Source organism: Allopusillimonas ginsengisoli (assembly GCF_004153455.1).
In the GTDB taxonomy this organism is placed as follows: domain Bacteria; phylum Pseudomonadota; class Gammaproteobacteria; order Burkholderiales; family Burkholderiaceae_B; genus Allopusillimonas; species Allopusillimonas ginsengisoli.
In genome coordinates, this window is the sequence record NZ_SDQE01000009.1 from 115,323 (window position 1) to 131,798 (window position 16,476).

The 16,476-nt window shown below is 60.1% G+C and carries 10 protein-coding genes; 3 read left to right on the top strand and 7 right to left on the bottom strand.

Going from position 1 to position 16,476, the window contains the following annotated elements; all coding sequences use genetic code 11:
- Nucleotides 1–10: 10 nt before the first annotated feature.
- The 6 genes from ERE07_RS15475 to ERE07_RS15500 form a co-directional block, all read right to left on the bottom strand.
- Complete coding sequence (locus ERE07_RS15475) at nt 11–928, bottom strand: TrbG/VirB9 family P-type conjugative transfer protein (protein ID WP_130009936.1); 918 nt, start codon at nt 926–928, stop codon at nt 11–13.
- A 344-nt stretch (nt 929–1,272) separates the two neighbouring features.
- Nucleotides 1,273–2,595 carry an extracellular solute-binding protein gene (locus tag ERE07_RS15480; protein WP_130009937.1) on the bottom strand — a complete coding sequence of 441 codons (1,323 nt, stop codon included), beginning with the start codon at nt 2,593–2,595 and terminating at the stop codon, nt 1,273–1,275.
- Between the two features lie 7 nt (nt 2,596–2,602).
- Nucleotides 2,603–3,856, bottom strand: coding sequence for a D-amino acid dehydrogenase (locus tag ERE07_RS15485; RefSeq protein ID WP_130009938.1), 1,254 nt, complete (start codon nt 3,854–3,856; stop codon nt 2,603–2,605).
- A gap of 69 nt (nt 3,857–3,925) precedes the next feature.
- Nucleotides 3,926–4,960 (bottom strand): CDP-6-deoxy-delta-3,4-glucoseen reductase, encoded by a 1,035-nt coding sequence (locus ERE07_RS15490; RefSeq protein WP_130009939.1) that lies wholly within the window; start codon nt 4,958–4,960, stop codon nt 3,926–3,928.
- A 98-nt stretch (nt 4,961–5,058) separates the two neighbouring features.
- The gene (gene parC, locus ERE07_RS15495; protein ID WP_130009940.1) at nt 5,059–7,374 is read right to left on the bottom strand and encodes a DNA topoisomerase IV subunit A; all 2,316 of its coding nucleotides are present in this window, start codon (nt 7,372–7,374) and stop codon (nt 5,059–5,061) included.
- Between the two features lie 13 nt (nt 7,375–7,387).
- Entirely contained in the window at nt 7,388–9,349 is a 1,962-nt protein-coding gene (locus ERE07_RS15500; RefSeq protein ID WP_130009941.1) for a DNA topoisomerase IV subunit B, read from the bottom strand.
- 221 nt (nt 9,350–9,570) lie between these two features.
- Here ERE07_RS15500 and trxA point away from each other — a divergent pair, with 221 nt between their 5' ends.
- From trxA to gdhA, 3 genes are all read left to right on the top strand, one after another.
- Nucleotides 9,571–9,897, top strand: a complete 327-nt coding sequence (trxA, locus tag ERE07_RS15505) for a thioredoxin TrxA (RefSeq protein ID WP_130009942.1) — start codon at nt 9,571–9,573, stop codon at nt 9,895–9,897.
- A gap of 75 nt (nt 9,898–9,972) precedes the next feature.
- Nucleotides 9,973–11,229, top strand: coding sequence for a transcription termination factor Rho (gene rho, locus ERE07_RS15510; RefSeq protein ID WP_130009943.1), 1,257 nt, complete (start codon nt 9,973–9,975; stop codon nt 11,227–11,229).
- A 32-nt stretch (nt 11,230–11,261) separates the two neighbouring features.
- A complete protein-coding gene (gene gdhA / locus ERE07_RS15515; protein ID WP_130009944.1) occupies nt 11,262–12,605 on the top strand; it encodes an NADP-specific glutamate dehydrogenase in 1,344 nt (447 codons plus the stop codon).
- Between the two features lie 39 nt (nt 12,606–12,644).
- On the opposite strand, the gene ERE07_RS15520 is transcribed toward gdhA, so the two are convergent.
- Nucleotides 12,645–16,469 carry a YhdP family protein gene (locus tag ERE07_RS15520; RefSeq protein ID WP_130009945.1) on the bottom strand — a complete coding sequence of 1,275 codons (3,825 nt, stop codon included), beginning with the start codon at nt 16,467–16,469 and terminating at the stop codon, nt 12,645–12,647.
- Nucleotides 16,470–16,476 lie beyond the last annotated feature (7 nt).

The following is a 16,476-nucleotide window of genomic DNA, read 5'->3' on the forward strand; positions in this document are numbered from 1 at the left end:
GAAGCCGCCATCACGACGCCCTGACTGGACTGGCATTGCGATCGCACGCTTGGGCATAGGGAACGATGCGCAATACCTTGTTTGAATAGAAGCAGGGTTGCAGCGGACGATCTGCCAGCTCTGTGGCGGCGACCAATTCCTGGACTGCAGTTTTGAAATCTGGTTCGAACACCGCGGAAGCTGTAAGCGGGATATCAACATCGACGGCCCAATGCTCGGGGGCGAATACCCATCCGGCCAGTTGCGCCCAACGGGCGAGTGCGAGCCGCATATTGGTATCGGAGGGATTGACCGAATAAGTCGGCGTTGCTTCTGCATTCAGTGCCGGAAAGCTGGCTGCCGTCAGCGCCGTGGCGAGGCCATGGGCCGGTGCTGGGGGATGTGCCAGCGTTGACGCGGCTGACCCGGTTGGCGGGGCCGCGTGGGCGGAAGCTGCTGCCCGGACAGAGGGCGTTGCCGATGACGGGGCGATCGCCTGCGGCGCATCTGGTTCGGGCAAGGCCCCGCCTGCTGCTGCAGGCACGACGGCGTCTGAAACGCCTTGCGCTGCGACGGGAACGCCCCCCTTGCGCCTGATATGGCTTTGCAGATGGCCGCCACGCAGAACGAGTTCAGGCCATACGCCGGGGAGCACAAGATAAGCGCCTTCGCGGCGGTAATGCACCGGTCTGTCGCCGGCCGATGTACGTTCGAAAATGGCAGGAATCGCCTGGCCATGGTTGAACTGCAGCCACGTGCGCCGGCCGTCGTCGAATACCTGCAGCGGCGCTACAGCTCTGCTGCCGGACAACTGCCAATCGAAACTGAACGTGGCTGCGGGCGAGACGGAGGGCAAGAACGGCAGCGGCCGCAAAGCGGACATGCCGGGCGACAAGGCGCAGGCAGGCAACAAGGAAACAAGCAACAAGACAAACAACAAGCGAGGCATGATACGTATCCAGAAAGACAAACGCGTCGTCGATCAACGTGGACCGTTATCCTGCCTGCACCCAACTCCTCGTGCCAGACTGGCTTATACGAACGGAGCTTTTTATCTCTGCGCTTCAGCAGCCGCGGAGGGCCCGGACCCCACAGATGCGCCCGGCACAGCAGATAGGTGAGCACAGGGGTGATAGACCGCCGGCTCACCGCTCCATGGTGAGCACACGCGCATCGGGATCATGCAAAAAAACGCTTCGCAGGCGGCCGCCCAAGAAGCGTTTGTCTTTCTGAGGCGGCGCGCCCGGATTGAATCGGTCGCGCATTGCCTCAGGCAATCAAGTATTGATCCTGCTATTTTGCGCCAATCAATTGGCTGGCTTGCGCCGCTGCGGTCTTGAGCGCCGTGACAGCCGGCTCCTTACCGTTTAGCGCGTTATCGAGCGTATCGCGAAACATGGCGCGAATACGAGGGTAGTTGTCGATGCGAAAGCCGCGACTGCTGTCGCTGGGCGACTTTTCGTAGGCAGCGACCAGGTTTTTCCAGTCTCCCAGGTTCTTGTAGTAACTGTTATCTGTTTGCTGGAAAGCCTGCTGCGTCAGTGGAAGATAACCTGTCTCCTGGTACCAGCGCGCTGCCTGCTCGGGCTGTGCCAGCCAGGCCAGAAAGGCTGCACTGGCCGCATCGCTGTCCTTGGCGTGGCCCGAGGTGGCCCACAGCGCAGAGCCGCCCACAAACGGGTTGCCCGGATTGCTGGTGACCTGCGGGTAATACGGCAAGCCAGTGACAGCAAAATCAAGTACGCGGGTGCTCCGGAACCAGCCCAGATTGCTGGACGTGGACATCAATACAGCGCATTCGTTATTGGCAAACCGCTTGGTGGCGACCTGATCGAACTCCGGCTTGACCATGAGTTCGCTACGCACCCAGCTAATCATCATGGAAAGGTGGCGTATGTACATGACATCGAAACTGAAGGCAGGCTTGCCCTTGCCTTTCAGGCCGTTGCTATTGCTGACAAAAAGCTGGTTATTGACGGCGGCCAGGTTCTCCAGATTAATGGAAACCGGCTGATCGGAGGTCAGCGGGCATTTGCGCGAGCCGTTGTTGGCCAGCGTAACCAACTGGGCCTGCAATTCGTTCCAGGCGCGCGAGGGCGCCGTGGACTGCAGGCCCGCCTTTTTGAACGAAGACAGGTTGTAGAACATGACGGGCACATCCACCATGTAAGGGAAGGCAACCAATCGCCCGCTGTTGTCGCGCGCGAAGGTGTTTTTCTCTGACAGGAACCACTTGGCGTTCTTGATGGGATGCTTGGCCAGCAACGAATACATCGGCAAGATGTCTTTGCGCTTGGCCATTTCGTCAGGCGTACGGTCGTCGTCCAGTTGCACCAGTTGCGGACGATCGGAAGCCTTCTTGATACCGGCCAGAGCAGACTCTATGGCGGTTTCGCTGTCATAGGATTTGAGGCGGACGTCGACGTCTTTCTGGCTGCGATTGAAATCCTTGACCAGCTTTTCGAATACCCCTTGGTTATGGCCGCTGAGCGTATGCCAAACCTGGATGTCGGTGGCGGCCGATACGACGCCAGATGAACAGAGGAGCACACCCGCCCCCAACCATGCGAGCCTGCGACCAGCGCCAGGCGCACCGCACAACCGATGTTGCTTCATAGACATGTCAACCTAAAAAAGGAAATTCGGGTTCGGGCAGGCGACCGGAAATGAGATCGGCCAAAGCGCGGCCAGAACCCGCGCCCATAGTCCAACCCAAGGCACCATGCCCGGTGTTCAGGTAAAGGTTACGGATTTTAGTCCTACCAATGAGCGGTACACTGGAAGGTGTAGAAGGACGTAGGCCCGACCAGAATCGTACATTAGCAAAATCAAGGCCGGTTGGGAACAAATCCCGAGCCTGGCGCAACATATTATCGCAACGGATTGTATTCAGGTTGCGGGAATACCCCGCCAGTTCAGCGGTGCCGGCCATTCGAATATGGTTGCCCAGGCGGGTGTACACGACCTTATTGCGGCTGTCGGTAAGGCTGACGGTCGGTGCGGCGGAATTGTCAACAATATCAAACGTAGCCGAATAGCCCTTGGTGGGGTATACCCGGCAGGCAATGCCAAGTGGCCTGAGAAAGTGTGGCGTATAAGCGCCCAGGGCTGCCACATAGGCGTCGCCCGTCACACGCTGATACAAGCCATCCGCGTCAATGACCTCTGCCCCTGTTACGGCACCGCCTTGCGACAGCAGCCGGCTGAGCCGGGTGTTGTAACGGAATTCGACGCCCGCCTGCGCAGCTCGGGCGGCCAGCTCGAGAGTGAACAAGTGAGCGTCGCCTGTTTCGTCTCCCGCCGTGAAGTCACCCCCGACAATGCGGCTGCGGGCAGGCGCCAGCGCGGGTTCCAGCGCAACGATTTCATCCGGCGAGACGATCCGGCGATCAATGCCGAAATCCCGCAATATGCCTGTCATATCCTGAGACGATTCGAATTCTTCTTGATCGCGATAGAAGCTGAGGATGCCGGATTCGGAATGCTGGTACTCGATACCCAGTTCCCGCCGCATGGCCTGCAAAGTGGCGCGGCTGTATTCAGACAGGCGCAGCATGGAGCGGGTGTTGGCCAGGGTGCGGCCTGGCAGGCACTCTCTCAGAAACAATAGACTCCATATCCATTGCTGAGGATCCAGGCGCGGCCTGAACAATAGGGGTGCATCTTCGCGGGTTAGCCAGCGCAGCAGGCGTAGCGGCGCATGCGGATTGGCCCAGGGCTGCGAGTAGGACACGCAGATCTGTCCACCATTGGCCCGGCTGGTCCCCTGGGCGGGACCACTGGCGCGATCGATAACAACGACATCATGACCAGCCTGATTAAGCCACCATGCGGTGCATACGCCTATGATTCCGCTGCCCAGTACCACTACTTTCATGGTCTACCCCTTTTGTCGCTGATTGGTCGCTTCGCGCGCGGGCCTGTCGAACGGCCACTGCCTGCCCTACTAGACCGCATCGGCCTCGGTCGTGAAGGCGTCGGCGTAGAACTCGTCTTCGGACAACCCAGCCTGCGCGCAAAAATCGCGCCGGGCACTGTCCACCATGACCGGTGCGCCACAGGCATATACCTGATGGCCCGACAGGTCTGGGATGTCCTTCAACACGGCAAGATGGACAAAACCATTGCGGCCGCTCCATGCGTCCTCGGGAAGAGCCTCGGAAATCACAGGGACATAGCTGAAGTTCGGCATGGTCTCGGCCCACTGCCTGGCTATCGCGTCCATGTAAAGATCGGCGGGCCGGCGCCCCCCCCAATAGAGGACAGCCTGGCGCTGCGAGCCTGTCGCGATCATGCGTTCGACAATGGCTTTGATGGGCGCGAAACCCGTACCGCTGGCCAGAAACACCACCGGCTTGTCGCTGTCTTCTCGCAGGAAGAAGGAGCCAAACGGCCCTTCGACACGCTGGATTTCGCGCACCTTCATCTGCGTTTCGCCCGCACCGAATACATGGTCGGTGAATGCCCCGCCAGCCATGTGACGGATGTGGAGTTCGACAAGATTGTTGTCCGCGGGCGGACTGGCCATCGAATAGCTGCGGCGACGCCCGTCGCGCATGATGAATTCAAGATACTGTCCGGCGTAGTAGCGAAAAGGGTCTGCCGCAGGCAGTTGCAGCTTGATGACCATGACATCGTCTGCGACCTTATCCAGCGCCATGACGCGAGCGGGCATTTTGCGTATCTGGATGTCGCTGGCCATACGGATTTCGTGCGCTTCGATCTGCAGATCGGACGTGGGCCTGGCCTGGCAGAACAGCGTGTAGCCCTGATCCAGGTCTTCCGGCGGCAGGATATGGGCGGGATTAGGCCCCGCTTCGTACGAGCCCGAAAGCACTTTGCCCTTGCAAGTGGAGCACGCGCCATTGCGACAGCTGTAAGGCAGGACGATATCTGCGGCCAGGGCGGCATCCAGCACGGTTTGGCCCTCTTCGACCTGGAACTCGTGCTTGCTTGGGAAAACGGTTACCTTGAAACTCATAAGCCTGCTTTATTGAAGTACGACAGAAAAATAGGGCCATTTTAAGCTGATCGGCAAAAGCGGGGAGCCGCGAGCGCCCCCCGTCGCGCCGTGCCCGGCTATGCGCGATGCAATCTTGCGCCCTTGACCTTGACGTCGAGCAGTTTGCCCTTGCGCGCACGCTTGCCGATATACTCGCCCAGCGCCTGCAACTCCAGCGCGATGACAGTGTGCTTGTTGCGATAGATGCCATGCACCTGCATGCCCTGCGGCCCTGCCGCTACCCATTGGTCAAGGCTGTCGCCTGCATCCAGTCCCATGAGTATGGTGCCGCGCCCACCCCCAGACAATTTCTTGAGCTCGACCAGCTCCACCACCAGGAAGCGGCCTTTTTTCGCCATCATGGCCAAATGGGTATCCGCTTGCTGCAGCAACAGCGGCTTGAGCATCACATCGCCTTTTTCAAGACTGATGAACTGCTTGCCAGCGCGCTGCCGTGTGGTGAGATCCTTGAGCATCGTGATGAAGCCATAGCCTGACCGCGTGCCGAGCACATAGCGGCGCTGTGCATCGCCCGCCACCATATGCACAATGTGCGCGCCAGGCTCGAGTTCTATCATGGACGTGACTGGCTGACCGTCTCCGCGCGCCGAAGGCAGGCTCGCCACAGCCACCGTGTAGACCCGGCCGCGATCCGAAATCGCCACGAGATCATCCGTGCTCCGACACTCAATCGCGTCGTAGAGCGCATCGCCGGTCTTGAAGCCGAACTGCGACGCATCGTGCCCATGGCCCTGACGCGACCGCAGCCAACCCTTTTGGGAAATAATGACGGTGACAGGCTCTTCGACCACTTTGACTTCCATGACGGCGCGCTCGGCCTCTTCGATCAGCGTGCGGCGGTCATCGCCATAGGTTTTTGCGTCGGACTCGATTTCCTTGATCATCAGACGCTTGAAAGCGCGCGGATTATCCAGCAGCTCCTGCAGGCCCGCCTGCTCATCGCGCCGGGTGGCCAGCTCTTTCTCGATCTTGAAGCCTTCGAGCCTTGCCAACTGACGCAGTCGCATTTCGAGAATATCCTCGGCCTGCCGCTCGGACAGCTCGAAACGCGCCATCAACGCGGGGCCAGGCTCGTCGGATTCGCGTATGGTCTGGATCACCTCGTCGACGTTGAGATAGACCACCATCCGCCCTTCCAGCACATGGATGCGGTCGGTGACCTTGTCCAGGCGGAAACGGGTGCGACGCGTCATGGTGTGTGCCCGGAATTCCAACCACTCGGTCAGTACCCGGCGCAGCGCGCGCTGGCCCGGACGGCCGTCGGTGCCGATGCAAACCAGATTGATCGGCACGCTGCTTTCCATGCTGGTTTGCGTCAGCAGCATATTGACGAACTCGTTGCGATCGATACGGCTGGTCTTGGGCTCGAACACCAGACGCACGGCCGCCTCTTTGCCCGATTCGTCGCGCACGGCATCGAGCATGCCCAGCACCAGCGCCTTGGTTTGCTGCTGGTCGGCACTCAGGCTCTTCTTGCCGGCTTTGATCTTGGGATTGCTGCGGTCCTCGATCTCTTCGAGAATTTTCTGTGCGGACGCGCCAGGCGGCAGCTCGGTCACGACCAGCTGCCATTGTCCTCGCGCCAGTTCTTCGAACTTCCAGCGTGCCCTCGCCTTGATCGAGCCGCGGCCTGTATCGTAGATACTGGCGATATCTTCGGCAGGCGAAATGATCTGTCCGCCGCCGGCGAAGTCAGGCCCGGGCACCATCTGGTAGAGATCTTCGTCTGACAGGCGCGGGTCGCGAATGAGGGCCACGCAGGCCTGGGCGACTTCGCGCAGATTGTGCGAGGGTATCTCGGTTGCCATGCCGACCGCGATCCCGGATGCGCCATTGAGCAGCATGATGGGCAAGCGGGCCGGCAACTGCAACGGCTCTTGCTGGCTGCCGTCATAGTTGGCGGCAAAATCCACCGTGCCTTCGTCCAGCTCGTCGAGCAGCAAACGAGCGAAAGGCGTCAACCGCGCTTCGGTATACCGCATCGCGGCGGCGTTGTCGCCATCGCGCGAGCCGAAATTGCCGTGCCCGTCGACCAGCGGGTACCGCAGCGTAAAGCTCTGCGCCATCCGCACCATGGCATCGTAGGCGGCCTGGTCGCCATGGGGATGATATTTACCCAGCACATCGCCGACCACGCGCGCCGACTTGACCGGTTTGGCGCCCGCCGCCAGCCCCATCGCCTGCATCGCGTACAGAATGCGGCGCTGCACTGGCTTTTGCCCGTCGGTTACGTCCGGGAGCGCCCGGCCGCGGACAACGGATACCGCGTAATCCAGGTAAGCCTGCTCGGCGTAATGGGCAAGGGTAATGCCTTCGCCGCCATCGCCGGCGTCGCCCTGGTCAAAAAGACCTGGTTGTGTACTATCCATGATTCATATTCCGGTTTTAAACGTCGACGTCGGCAAGGTTGCCTTTTTCTTCGAGCCACGAACGGCGCTGGGCTGACTCGCCCTTGCCCATCAGCATGTCGAACATGCGTGTGGTGGCTTCAATGCCCGGCTCGCCGTAAACCACGGGCATCAGGCGCCGTGTGTCGGGATTCATGGTGGTATCCCACAGCTGTTCGGCGCTCATTTCACCCAGCCCCTTGAATCGGCTGATGCTCCAGGCGCCTTCGCGCACGCCTTCGCTGCGCAGCTTTTCCTGCGCCGCTTCGAGCTCGGCCTGATCCAGGCAATAAAGCTTGCGAGCCGGCCGCTTGCCTGCCGCCGGCACATCGACACGGAACAACGGCGGACGCGCGACATACACATTGCCGGCTTCGACCAGCTTGGGAAAATGCCGGAAAAACAGCGTGAGGAGCAATACCTGAATATGCGAGCCATCGACGTCGGCATCGGACAGAATGCAGACACGCCCATAGCGCAGGCTGGAAAGATCGGGATTATCGCCAGGGCCGTGCGGATCCACGCCAATGGCCACAGCAATATCATGGATTTCGTTGTTGGCAAAGAGACGGTCGCGATCCACCTCCCAGGAGTTCAACACCTTGCCGCGCAAAGGCAGGATGGCCTGAAACTCCTTGTCGCGCCCCATTTTCGCCGAGCCGCCGGCAGAATCGCCCTCGACCAGAAAAATCTCGGTCATGGCGGGATCGCTGGATTCGCAGTCGGTCAGCTTGCCTGGCAACACGGCCACGCCGGAGCTTTTGCGTTTCTCGACCTTCTGGGCGGAGCGAGCCCGGGCCTGGGCCTGCCGAATGGCAATCTCGGCCAGCTTGCGCCCGTACTCGACATTGGCATTGAGCCACAGGTCCAGGGCATTCTTGACATAGCCGCTGACCAGCCTGACGGCATCCCGGCTGTTGAGTTTTTCCTTGATCTGGCCCTGGAACTGCGGATCAAGCACTTTGGCCGACAACACAAAGCTGGCCCGGGCAAAGACATCGTCGGCCAGCAGCTTCACCCCTTTGGGCACCAGCGAATGCAGCTCGGCGAAAGCTTTGACCGCGCTGAACAGGCCGTCGCGCAGGCCGGCCTCATGGGTACCGCCCGCCGTGGTGGATATGAGGTTGACATAGGATTCGCGCAGCACCTGGCCATCCGCCGTCCAGGCAACCACCCACTGCGCGCCCTCGCCTGCCGCGAATGACTCGTCGTCGTCACCCGCGTACTGCTTGCCCTCGAAAACCGGAATGATTTTCTCGGTGCCATCAAGCGCTTCGTCGAGATAGCCTCGCAAGCCCTCTTGATAGTGCCATTCGCGCACTTCGCCGGTCTTTTCCAGCGTCAGCGAGACTTTGATGCCATTGAGCAACACGGCTTTGCTGCGCAGGGCATGCACCAACTCTGGCACAGGGATGGCCGCACTGTCGAAATATTTTGGATCTGGCCAAACGCGCACCACCGTGCCGGACTTTCGGCGCGGCGCCGTATCCACTTGCTGCAGCGGTGTCTGGACATCGCCCCCGGCAAACACCAGCTCGTGCACGGCCCCATCGCGCCAGACGCGAACCTCGAGGCGACGCGAAAGCGCGTTGGTTACCGACACGCCCACGCCGTGCAGGCCGCCGGAAAATGCATAGGCGCCCCCTTGCTTCTTGTCAAACTTGCCGCCTGCGTGCAGCCGGGTAAAGACCAGCTCCACCACCGGGGCATGCTCTTCGGGATGCAGGCCGACAGGAATGCCCCGCCCGTCATCCTGCACCGAGACGCTGCCATCGGTGTGCAGCGTGACGCCAATCTGGCTGCCGAAGCCAGCCAGCGCCTCGTCTGCCGCGTTGTCAATGACCTCCTGAATGATATGAAGAGGATTGTCGGTACGGGTATACATGCCAGGCCGTTGCCGGACAGGCTCCAGGCCCTTGAGTACCCGTATGGATGCTTCGTCGTAACGTGGTATAGCCAATTTGTTCCCAGAATTCGTGTGATTGAATGCGCTATTTTACGGAGTATGCGAACCGGCGCAGTCTGCGCGACTAAGCGCAGAGTGGTATGCTTGTCGAAAAACAGCAACGCAACAGGGGCAGTCACTGCCCAAACAGGCCGCATTGCATACGATACATTGTGCAATTGCCCTGCCATCACGTATAGTTTTCTTATACCACCCCATTCTTTTTTCTTTTTATCATGAGCGAATCCATCAAACACGTGAGCGATGCCTCGTTTGAGGCAGACGTCATCAACTCAGACCTTCCCGTCCTGGTCGACTACTGGGCATCCTGGTGTGGCCCCTGCAAAATGATTGCGCCACTGCTGGACGAAGCCGCCAAACAATACGCTGGCCGTGTTATCATTGCCAAGGTCAATGTCGACGACAACCCCGACACCGCAGCCAACTTTGGTGTCCGTGGCATCCCCACCCTCATGCTATTCAAAAACGGCAAAGCAGCCGCGACAAAGGTGGGCGCATTGTCTAAATCGCAACTCAACGCGTTCCTGGACGAATCCCTGTAAAAACATGTTGTTTTTTGCGCGCGACCCTTTTCTGGGCTCGCCACCACTTGCAAATACCCCGCCTCCTCTTCTCACATGCATCTCAACGAATTAAAAACACAGCACGTCTCCAAGCTGCTGGAACTCGCCGCCGAACTGGAGATCGACAACGCCAGCCGGCTGCGCAAGCAGGAGCTCATGTTTGCCATCATGAAGCGGCGCGCCAAACAAGGCGAGCAGATCTTCGGTGACGGGGTGCTGGAAGTACTCCCCGATGGCTTTGGCTTCTTGCGCTCGCCCGAAACCTCCTACCTGGCCAGTACGGACGACATCTACATCTCGCCCTCGCAGATCCGGCGCTTCAATTTGCATACCGGCGACTCGATCGAGGGTGAAGTCCGTACGCCCAAGGATGGCGAACGCTATTTTGCACTGGTCAAGGTTGACAAGGTCAACGGCATGCAGCCCGAAGCGATCAAGCATCGGATCATGTTCGAAAACCTGACGCCTCTGCATCCAGATGAAGTCATGACGCTCGAGCGCAGCATCAAGAGCGAAGAAAACATCACCGGCCGCATCCTGGATATCTTTGCGCCGCTGGGCAAAGGCCAGCGCGCGCTGATCGTCGCCAGCCCGAAATCGGGCAAAACGGTCATGATGCAGCATATCGCGCACGCCATCACCACCAATTATCCGGACGCCTTCATGATCGTCCTGCTGGTCGACGAGCGCCCTGAAGAGGTCACAGAAATGCAGCGCACGGTGCGCGGCGAAGTCGTCGCCTCCACCTTCGACGAACCCGCCACGCGCCATGTCCAGGTGGCGGAAATGGTCATCGAAAAAGCCAAGCGCCTGGTCGAGCTCAAGAAAGACGTCATCATTCTGCTTGACTCCATCACCCGGCTTGCGCGCGCCTACAACACGGTTGTGCCGGCGTCGGGCAAGGTGCTCACCGGCGGCGTCGACGCCAATGCCCTGCAGCGGCCAAAACGCTTCTTCGGTGCCGCCCGCAATCTTGAAGAAGGCGGTTCGCTCACCATCATCGGCACTGCGCTGGTCGAAACCGGCAGCCGCATGGATGAAGTCATCTACGAAGAATTCAAGGGAACCGGCAACTCCGAAGTCCACCTTGAGCGCCGCCTGGCCGAAAAACGCGTGTACCCGGCCATCAACCTGAACAAATCCGGCACCCGCCGCGAAGAATTGCTCATCAAGCCAGATCTTCTGCAGAAAGTCTGGGTCCTGCGCAAGTTTATCCACGACATGGACGAAATCGAAGCGATGGAGTTCATTCTGGACAAGATCCGTGCGACCAAGTCCAATGCCGAGTTTTTCGACATGATGAAAAAATAAACCCTTACTGAAACCTCTACAGAGCAGCCTTGATGAAACTATCTACACTCGATCACTTTCTTGACCAGATTCGGGCCCGCGATCCGAACCAGCCGGAGTTCATGCAGGCAGTCAAGGAAGTGATGACCAGTTTGTGGCCGTTCATTGAGCAAAACCCCCGCTATGCCGAACAAGGCATCCTGGAGCGCCTGGTGGAACCCGAGCGCGTCGTGCAGTTTCGCATTTCCTGGGTGGATGACCAGGGCCAGACCCAAATAAACCGGGGGTTTCGCATTCAGCACAATTCAGCCATCGGCCCATTCAAGGGCGGCATGCGCTTTCATCCCTCCGTCAATCTCTCCATTCTGAAGTTCCTGGCGTTCGAGCAAACCTTCAAGAACGCGCTGACCACGCTGCCCATGGGCGGCGGCAAGGGCGGCTCTGACTTTGACCCCAAGGGCAAGTCCGACGCCGAAGTCATGCGCTTTTGCCAGGCGCTCATCCTCGAGCTGCATCGCCACCTCGGCCCCGACACCGATGTGCCGGCAGGCGACATCGGCGTTGGTGCGCGCGAAGTCGGCTTCATGGCCGGCATGATGAAAAAGCTTTCAAATTCAGCCGCCTGCGTCTTCACGGGCAAGGGCCTGAGCTTCGGGGGGAGCCTGATCCGGCCCGAAGCCACCGGCTACGGCACGGTCTACTTTGCCGAAGAAATGCTCAAGAACGTCGGCCAGTCCATCGAAGGCCTGACTGTCTCGGTATCCGGGTCCGGCAATGTCGCGCAGTACGCCATCGAGAAATGCATGCAGTTGGGCGCCAAGGTCATTACGGTTTCCGACTCGCACGGCGCAGTCATCGACAAGGCCGGCTTCACGCCCCAGAAGCTGGCTGAGCTGGCGCACATCAAGAACAAGGAACGTGGCCGCATCGAAACCTATGCGCAGCGCCTGGGCTTGGTCTACGAACCTGGCAAACGCCCCTGGCATGTGCCCGTCGATGTTGCCCTGCCGTGCGCCACCCAGAACGAACTTGAGCTCGAAGACGCGAAAATGCTGATTCGCAATGGTGTCCGCTGCGTTGCAGAAGGCGCCAACATGCCAACCAGCCTGGAGGCTGTCGAGGCTTTCGTCGAGGCAGGCATTCTATATGCGCCCGGCAAGGCGTCGAACGCGGGCGGCGTGGCGGTTTCCGGGCTCGAAATGAGCCAGAACGCCCAGCGCCTGCAATGGACGCGCGAACAGGTGGATAACAAGCTGCACGCCATTATGCGCAGCATTCACGACAACTGCGTGCAGCACGGACGGAATGCCGACGGCAGCGTGAATTACGTCAACGGCGCCAACATAGCCGGCTTCGTCAAGGTAGCCGACGCCATGTTGCAACAAGGTCTGTATTAATCTTTGCCCGCCGGCCTGATCCTGCTCTGAGCCTACGCATCAGGGCGTAGGCTCCTCCCTTGCCGCAGGCCGCTTGCTGGCGGGCGACGGTGTCACATCCTGAATGTCGGGATTATCCCAACTTCCAGTGATGTGATACTGCGCTGCCATCGCCTGCGACAGCGGCGCCTGCAACAGCCATTGCGCCAGAAAGGCCCCTACCCCCACGATGGGATTAAGCACAATGCCTGCTGCGATCGCAGCCCCGCTGACATCCAGATTCGGCACAACAACAGCCTGAAGATCCAGGCTTTCATCGACAAGATTCGTGTTTCCTTCGAGAACAATCGTGCCAGCGGGTCCGACGATACGATAATCATCGGTGTGCAGAATACCGTCCTGGGCGATAGCGCTGCCGCGCAGCGTATCAAATGGAAACCCTTCACGGGCCAGGCTGCCTGGATCAAAATCCAGCTTCGCCAGACGCTTCACCGACTGCAGGGAGAGCAGCTCAAGCAATCTTGCCGAATGGGAATTCATGCCGCTGAAGCGCCCTTTCGCCAAGTCGAATTTCAGGGCGCCGCCGACGTCCGATCTGCTGAAAGCCCAGGGCATATTGCGCCATTCAATCTGGCCATCCATCGTGCCCCTGCCATCAATCAATATATCGTGATAGCCTGCGTCATTCAGATAATTGCCCAGATTGTTGACATCCGCGTGCGCGTTGAGCATCAGGCCGCGCTGCGGCCCCGATAACCGCCAGCGACCCGAACCACTCATCTTGGCGTGCGGACTGGTCAGTTGGAATTGCTCCAGCCCCCATGACTGGCCATGGGACTCATTCACTCCCGTCAGCGAAAGTTCCCCGACGTGGTGGCCATACAGCCGCAGACGCTTGATGTGCAAATTGACGGCAGGCAGGTCGAGCGCTTCGTCGAGCGCCAATGGATTGTCTTCTTCGGAGGCCGTGTCTACGCCATCCGTTGCAGACTCGTCGGACGCCCGCCGCGCGGCATCATCGGGCTGGACCGAACCCAAGTCGAGACGATCGAAAGCGGCGTCGACAGGCCCCTGGATCCGGCCTCCGGATTCCGTCCAGCGCACGGTGCCGGCAGTCTGGGTGGAGCTTATATCCGCTCGCCATTGTCCGGGTTCCGTTTGCTGGGCGGTGAGCGTGGCTTTGTCCAGTGTCATGCCATGCAGGGTTACCGTTCTGGCCTGCAAGCGAAATTGCGCCAAAGGGGGAAACACGCCCGCCGATTGACGCTTTGCAGGCGGAGCCGTTGGCCGATTTGCCGCGTCCGTCTGCTGGCCAGCCGCGTTGTCAAGAGGCTTGTCGAACTCCCGCTTGACCTGTCTCCATGCATCGATCGCGATAGAGGGGTAACGAACGTCCAGACTGATGCCGGCATCCGGGACGCGCGCCGGCTCATTGATGCCCACCGCGCCCGCATAAAAGAATGGCGTGCTCCCATTCTTCCGGTCGCGGTGCAGCAATTGGGCGTGAATGCCACGGCCCACTTCGACCTCCAGACGGCGCTGATCCGGCTGCGCCCCTGTTTTCCAGACCGCGCTGAGCGGCACGAGGGCATCGGCCGATTTTCCCAACGGTTCCGGCAAGTCGGCTGCCAGACCTTTCAGGTCTGAGGTCAATGTCAGGGTGAAACCTTTGGATTGCGTGCGCTCAAGCACGGCGGTATAGGGCGCATGCCCCGTCAGCCGCTTCATCCCCTGCGCATCGGTGACGTGGGCCAGGGCATCGGCCGATAACCGGCCCTGCAGGCGCAGGCTTTGGCCTGGCGCCCCCACCTGGCCTGTGATCGACATGGGGCCGTCCAGAAAACGCCCTTTGATACCCTTGGCTATAGCGGAATGATGAGAGAAATCCAGTGCACCCTGGGTATCGGACAGCGCAGGCATCTCGGGCGCAAGCCTGACCATGTTGCCGGCAAAACGAATGGTCCCGTCCACCTCGGTATCTTCGCCGCGCGTCAAAGGAATCGTGAGCGATAAAGGCACCTCCCATTGGCCGCTGGCGCGCGCCTGATCGAACACATGGTCCAGCATTCCGCCCAGCGGCGTATGCGTCATCAAAGACAGATAGGTATCCGCGGCGCCATGGGTAGCGCCTTTGACATCCAGCACGGGATCGTGCTCCAGGTTGGCAATACGCGCCCGTACATCGCGAAGCTGAATCACTTTACCTGGCGTGGTCTGCATGATCGCCTCATCGGCGGTCACCGATAAATCCGCCCTGCGCAATATGGCGTTTCCCCGCATGGCTTCGAGGCGAGGCCAACCCAACTCGCCACCCCGGGCGGGCAGGTAGTCGATAATGGCACCGTCATAATTCCCCGATACCATGAAATCCCCAGCCTGAGGATGCTCCTGGAAGGGAAAATGCATCAAATCACCGCGCAGGACGAGCTGGGCTTGATGCAGATCACCGGCGACCAGACCGTGCTCGAGCCAGGCGCTGGCATCGGCGTCGACCCGCTGCGGTAAATAACTGGCAATGGACGCAATGCGTGCGTGATCAACCAGGCCTTTCAGATCGATCACGCCTGCAGCGCTGGATCCGCCCTCGCGCCAGGACCCTTGTACGCGGGCACGCGCATCCGCGTTGGCAATGAAAGCTTCGTCTGCGCCTATGCTCAAGCCTCCGCCGCGTTCACGCGCCGCTACCCCGCGCGCCGCGACGTTGCCCAGGGACAAAGGGTGGTCAAATACATAGTCGGCGGTGACTTGCAGGCCGCGCGTCAATAGACGATAAGACAGCCCCGATTGCGTGGCGGCGGTGTCAAGGCGCTGTGCACCTGGGGCAAACAGGCGCAGATAGTCATCCAGCGGCCCATCCAGATAGAGCTGCAAGCGCTGCGCAGCGAGCTGAACCCCATGTCCAGGGTGCCAGTTCCCGTCGCTGAGCACCACGTCTGTCGTCAGTGCCTGGACCCTGCCGTCGTCGATCTCTACCCGCGCCTGGCCCGAGACCTGCCCGGCCGCCATGGTGGCAGGCAGATCCACCCAGGGCGACCAGGCCCCGGGCCGCAACCTGTCGACGCTGACATATACCTGCGCATCCATGTCTGGCAATGACAGCCCCAGCGTTTTCTGCGTTACCCGACGGCGGTCATCCAGAGCGGTGATCAAGCCCGTTGCGGTCAGCGCACCGCCGAGTCGCGAAGGCGGCATTGCGGATAAAGAAAACTCATGCACATCGCCGTCGTTGACGAAGGCCAGCGTGAGATGATCAAGCTGCAGCGGGGCCGCAGCCCGCGAATCATCAGTCCAGCGCACCGTCGAGTCGTTCAGGGCGATGCGGTTTTGTGTTGCCAGCCACCCAACAAGCTTGCCGAAAAAATCATCTGAAGTCGATGCAGCGCCAGGGTCGAACATACGCCCCAAGGCGTGCAACCTGCCCTGAGTATCGCGGCGCAAATCGATATTGACGCCTGACGCCTCCAGATTCACGAATACCGGCTTGAGCTGAAACAGACTGCGCCAGTCCAGTCGGGCATACAGTGAGGGAATATGTAAGGCACCACCCTGTCCGAGCTGTGACGGGGACAGCCCAGGTTCAGTATGCTCGAGGGGCTGCGCGATAGACGCGGTGCCTGTATTCGCCGCCGTCAGCCCTGGCGACGACAACGATACGTCCGTGAGCGCAATATGCGGGTTCAGGCCTTTCCAGCCCGCGGCGATATGCCCGGCGTGGATATCAACGCCGAGTCGCGAGGACAAGTACTGGGCGATCTGCGGCCGCCAGGCATCAATATTGGGCAGTATCCAGTACCGTGCGCCCAGCACCACGCCGCAGCCGGCAAAGTAAGCCAGCAGCAAGACGATGCCAAACAGCCTGAGAAGAAAGCGAAAAGTTCGAAACACGTAGAGG

Bases quoted from the DNA above. Each gene is read 5' to 3' on its own strand.
- ERE07_RS15475 (WP_130009936.1), bottom strand. From the start codon at position 928: ATGCCTCGCTTGTTGTTTGTCTTGTTGCTTGTTTCCTTGTTGCCTGCC.
- ERE07_RS15485 (WP_130009938.1), bottom strand. From the start codon at position 3,856: ATGAAAGTAGTGGTACTGGGCAGCGGAATCATAGGCGTATGCACCGCA.
- rho (WP_130009943.1), top strand. From the start codon at position 9,973: ATGCATCTCAACGAATTAAAAACACAGCACGTCTCCAAGCTGCTGGAA.
- trxA (WP_130009942.1), top strand. From the start codon at position 9,571: ATGAGCGAATCCATCAAACACGTGAGCGATGCCTCGTTTGAGGCAGAC.
- gdhA (WP_130009944.1), top strand. From the start codon at position 11,262: ATGAAACTATCTACACTCGATCACTTTCTTGACCAGATTCGGGCCCGC.
- ERE07_RS15480 (WP_130009937.1), bottom strand. From the start codon at position 2,595: ATGAAGCAACATCGGTTGTGCGGTGCGCCTGGCGCTGGTCGCAGGCTC.
- ERE07_RS15490 (WP_130009939.1), bottom strand. From the start codon at position 4,960: ATGAGTTTCAAGGTAACCGTTTTCCCAAGCAAGCACGAGTTCCAGGTC.